This window comes from Sulfurimonas sp., assembly GCF_027056685.1.
Lineage (GTDB): Bacteria > Campylobacterota > Campylobacteria > Campylobacterales > Sulfurimonadaceae > Sulfurimonas.
Genome location: NZ_JALUKE010000088.1, coordinates 9,108 through 12,921, shown reverse-complemented (window position 1 = coordinate 12,921; position 3,814 = coordinate 9,108). Strand labels below are relative to the sequence as shown.

Below are 3,814 nucleotides of genomic sequence, written 5' to 3'. Positions count from 1 at the left end.
AATATATAAACTAATAAAAGTTATTTTATGTAATTTTTTATTATAGCTATTTTTTTATTAAAAAATTCTATTTTATCATTACAATAATAAATTAAATCTATATAAAGAAAGGGTAAAATGATGTAAGATATATATATATATATAATATTTCTGTGATGGTGGACAGCTAGGGATTCGAACCCTAGATAGGTTGCCCTATACCCGCGTTCCAGGCGAGCGCCTTCGACCACTCGGCCAGCTGTCCTTTGTTTGAAGAGTGGTATTTTAGCTAAGCTAATATTTAATAGTGCTAAAACTTCTTAAATTTGTGTTATAAATCACATACGCAGAGTATGGAATGTCGATACAAAAGGCATCTTCAAGGGAGAGTTTTTGCACGAGTACCATCAAAACACGAATAACACCTGCATGCGTCACGATGAGAATATTTTCACCCTTTTGCGTAGGTAAAAACTCAAAAAAGAATATTTTTATTCGCTCTATGTACTCTTCATAAGGCTCTCCATCGAGTGCATTTATCCACTGCTCAAAATTTTCGTACTTTATCTCATTTTGTGCGATTATTTCATCAAAACTGAGTCCTTCATGCTTGCCCCATGATTTTTCTCGTAGTTTTTCGGTGTAAATAGCATCTTTTGAGTGTCTAAACGCAGCGAGGGTATCTTTTGCACGCTTTAAGTCAGAACAGTAAATAAGGTCAAACTCTTTGTTAGCAAAATAGCTACCAAGCTCCTGCGACTGCGTTTGACCTCTCTTAGAAAGCCCAATATTGATGTGACCATTGTACTTTTTATGATATTTTTCCTCTACTTCTGTATGACGAACAAGGGTTATTTTCATACCAAGCCTACGATGATGCAGTTTAAGAGGATGAGCTCGACCATTTCTATGCTAAAACCGTAAATATCGCCTGTAAAACCACCGTATCGCTTCATAAAAAATGCTTTTATAACAAACAGGGTCACAAACGCAGCGACAAACAGCATCCACGCATCAAAGAGATAAATAACAAACAACGAATAGCCAAACGCAGTAAGTAGCTGCGTTTGAGTAAACTCCTCTTTTGCCAGCGTACTCATTCCGTTTGGGGAAACATAGGGGTATTTATAGATTGCAAAAACTACAACAAGACGAGAGAGTAACAGAACAACAGGCAAAAGGTAAAAAGCATCCAAAGCAATAAGTGAAGAAGCTTTAAGTATGAGAAATACAGCACCAAAAGTCATTCCCATACCACCATTATGAGGATCTTTCATCACCTCTAAAGAACGCTCTTTTGGCACAAAAAGTCCATCTACTGTATCACTCAAACCATCCAGATGCAAAGCACCAGTTAGCAGTACCCACAAAGCAAAAATAGTAACGCCAAGATGGAAATGTGGAAAATATGGCAGAAGTAATTCATAAATACCAAAAAGCAGAATTCCTAAGAAAAACCCAATAAAAGGATAGAAGGTAACAGCGTAACCATTAATGCCTTTATAAAAATCATGCACTTTAAAAAATGGTAAAATACTCAACATTGAGAGAGCTAAAGCGAATCCATCAAATACTTTTTTCATTTTAAAGCCATAAACATATTATCTATAAGTGTTTTAGATATTCTATAGCCATTAGCCTGTGCAGATTTTAAAAATACCCTAGCCTCTGCTTTACTAATAAATTCTTTTTTTATATTGAGATAAATTATTCCCAAAAGCCCCAATATTTTTATATTTAAATTTAAAGCTATTTTTCTCCCTTTTTTTTCATCTATAATCAAAGGTAATTTTTTATCAAGTGCTAAGGCTATAGCCTCACTCTCTCCATCATCTAAAATTATCTTCAACTCTTGTAATCTTTCTGATTTTTTCACCTTTAATATAGTGATAAAATCAGGCAACACAAGCTCTTTTTTATAACTTATCTCATCATATACTTTTTGAGGAATATATATTGTTGTAAATATATTTCTAAGATATTCAAACCTCTTTAAATCAGACAATATAATAAGCGTTGTGCTGTCACTCACAACTATCATATAAAACTATCCAAAGTACCCATCTCATCATCGAAATTATAATCAATTACATCTATACCCATCATAGATAAAAGACGCATAGCTTTTTGTTTTGAGATATTTAAAGATTTTGACAACTGCCCTAAACTTAAAATACCACTTTTATACCCATCTATAAGAAGTGAACTTTTTAAACCATTTGAGATGATATTATCGTCCAAAGAGAGTGCTATACCTATGGGTTTGCTCCTTTTTGTTATCATCGTATACTCTTTTGCTTCTAATGATTTCGTCAAAATTGCTGGATTTATTTGTAAATCTTTTATACCTATTGTTTGCATAAGAACACTCCTAATACTTACTTATGATAGTATTATAGTACAATATCTATTTATTTTATCTTTGTCGCTATCCCTGCCACAACATTGTAAACTGCATCACATTCACTAGCAACAAGCTGAGCCAAACGACCATTAATATCGACAAACTCCCTTGCTAATTTATTCTCTGGAATAACCCCACAACTTACATCATTTATAACAAAAACAATATCTTGTTTGAGTTGTAAAACCATAGAGAGTTCTGCCTGCATATCTTCGTAAGATTTTTCATGATAGAGCATATTGTTTATCCACATACTGAGACACTCTACTAAAACAGCACCCTTTTGCAACTCTATTTTTTCTTTAAGATTAAGAGCCTCTTCTACTGTAATAAATCTATCTTCACGCATCTTTTTATGTGCGTCTATCTTGTGTTGCATCTCATCATCAACAAACTCTGTCGTTGCTAAATAAATGGGTTTTTCATTGGAAAGTTTTTCAATATAGCCTTCTGCATTTCGAGATTTTCCACTCTTTATGCCACCTATAAATAGTGTTTTCATACTCTTTTACTTCTTCTTTTTACGCAGTTTTCTTTTCAACTTATCTATCTTATTCATCTCATGCTCTTCTAAAGAGATATTAATATTTTCTACCTCATCGCCTATCTTCATACTCAACATTTCAGATTTTTTCATCGCCAAAATTTGAGAAGAGAAGATACTTCTATGTCCTGAAATCAAAAAGCTAATAACAGCAGAGAGCGCTGCATAATGCGCTATATCTATACCAAAAAGCTCCACTGCCATAATGGTAGAAGCAATAGGAGTATTTGTTGTAGCAGCAACGACACTTACAAAACCTAAAGCAGCAAAAAGAGAGATATGGTCAGGGGAAATAATAGAGCCAAAAAAGTTCCCACTTGTTGCACCAATATAAAAAATAGGTGTAATAACTCCACCACTTCCTCCAGCACCTAAAGAGAGTGAAGTAAATATGGTTTTAAGTATAAAAGTGTACCAATGAATATTTTGATAATCTGCAGGATTTTGACTAAGAGCATCTCCAATAACATTGAGACCAAGACCTAAATACTGTTGTCCAAATACAATAGCTAAAAGCACAACAAGAGAGCCACCAACAAAAGCTTTTACATATAAATTTACTTTTATCTGTTTAATCCTATGATGCGTTTGAGAGATAACAGTAATGACAATATCCGAAACAATTCCAAAGAAGAGTCCTGCTAAAATTACTTTTAAAATCAGAGACATATCTAAAGAGACACTTTGAACAAAGTGCATATCATAGTAAGTGTAATCTATACCTAAAAACTGTGCAGTTGTAAACGCAGCAAATCCTGCAATGAAAGAGGGAAGCAGAACATCGTACATAATTACACCAATAATAAGCACTTCAACACCAAAAATAGCCCCTGCGATTGGAGTTCCAAAAACAGTTGCAAAACCAGCACTAATACCACAAATAACGA

At 33.7% G+C, this 3,814-nt stretch carries 6 protein-coding genes and 1 tRNA gene; all 7 read right to left on the bottom strand.

Features of this window, described 5'->3' with window-relative positions; all coding sequences use genetic code 11:
- Nucleotides 1-156: 156 nt before the first annotated feature.
- Nucleotides 157-244 (bottom strand) — tRNA-Ser (locus MVY38_RS03950).
- Nucleotides 245-273: 29 nt separating this feature from the next.
- Nucleotides 274-840, bottom strand: coding sequence for a histidine phosphatase family protein (locus MVY38_RS03945; RefSeq protein WP_297483790.1), 567 nt, complete (start codon nucleotides 838-840; stop codon nucleotides 274-276).
- Entirely contained in the window at nucleotides 837-1,562 is a 726-nt protein-coding gene (locus tag MVY38_RS03940) for an adenosylcobinamide-GDP ribazoletransferase (RefSeq protein WP_297483788.1), read from the bottom strand. The genes MVY38_RS03945 and MVY38_RS03940 overlap by 4 nt, the downstream gene beginning before the upstream one ends.
- Nucleotides 1,559-1,984, bottom strand: coding sequence for a hypothetical protein (locus MVY38_RS03935; RefSeq protein WP_297483787.1), 426 nt, complete (start codon nucleotides 1,982-1,984; stop codon nucleotides 1,559-1,561). Before MVY38_RS03935 ends, MVY38_RS03940 begins: the two co-directional genes overlap by 4 nt.
- Before the next feature lie 32 nt (nucleotides 1,985-2,016).
- Nucleotides 2,017-2,340 (bottom strand): UPF0175 family protein, encoded by a 324-nt coding sequence (locus tag MVY38_RS03930; RefSeq protein WP_297483785.1) that lies wholly within the window; start codon nucleotides 2,338-2,340, stop codon nucleotides 2,017-2,019.
- A gap of 50 nt (nucleotides 2,341-2,390) precedes the next feature.
- Entirely contained in the window at nucleotides 2,391-2,885 is a 495-nt protein-coding gene (locus MVY38_RS03925) for a bifunctional adenosylcobinamide kinase/adenosylcobinamide-phosphate guanylyltransferase (protein WP_297483783.1), read from the bottom strand.
- 6 nt (nucleotides 2,886-2,891) lie between these two features.
- On the bottom strand, nucleotides 2,892-3,814 hold a 923-nt coding region (locus MVY38_RS03920; protein ID WP_297483781.1), incomplete at its 5' end, for a chloride channel protein.

Coding starts and splice junctions, on each gene's coding strand:
- MVY38_RS03930 (WP_297483785.1), bottom strand. CDS start 2,340: ATGCAAACAATAGGTATAAAAGATTTACAAATAAATCCAGCAATTTTG.
- MVY38_RS03925 (WP_297483783.1), bottom strand. CDS start 2,885: ATGAAAACACTATTTATAGGTGGCATAAAGAGTGGAAAATCTCGAAAT.
- MVY38_RS03945 (WP_297483790.1), bottom strand. CDS start 840: ATGAAAATAACCCTTGTTCGTCATACAGAAGTAGAGGAAAAATATCAT.
- MVY38_RS03940 (WP_297483788.1), bottom strand. CDS start 1,562: ATGAAAAAAGTATTTGATGGATTCGCTTTAGCTCTCTCAATGTTGAGT.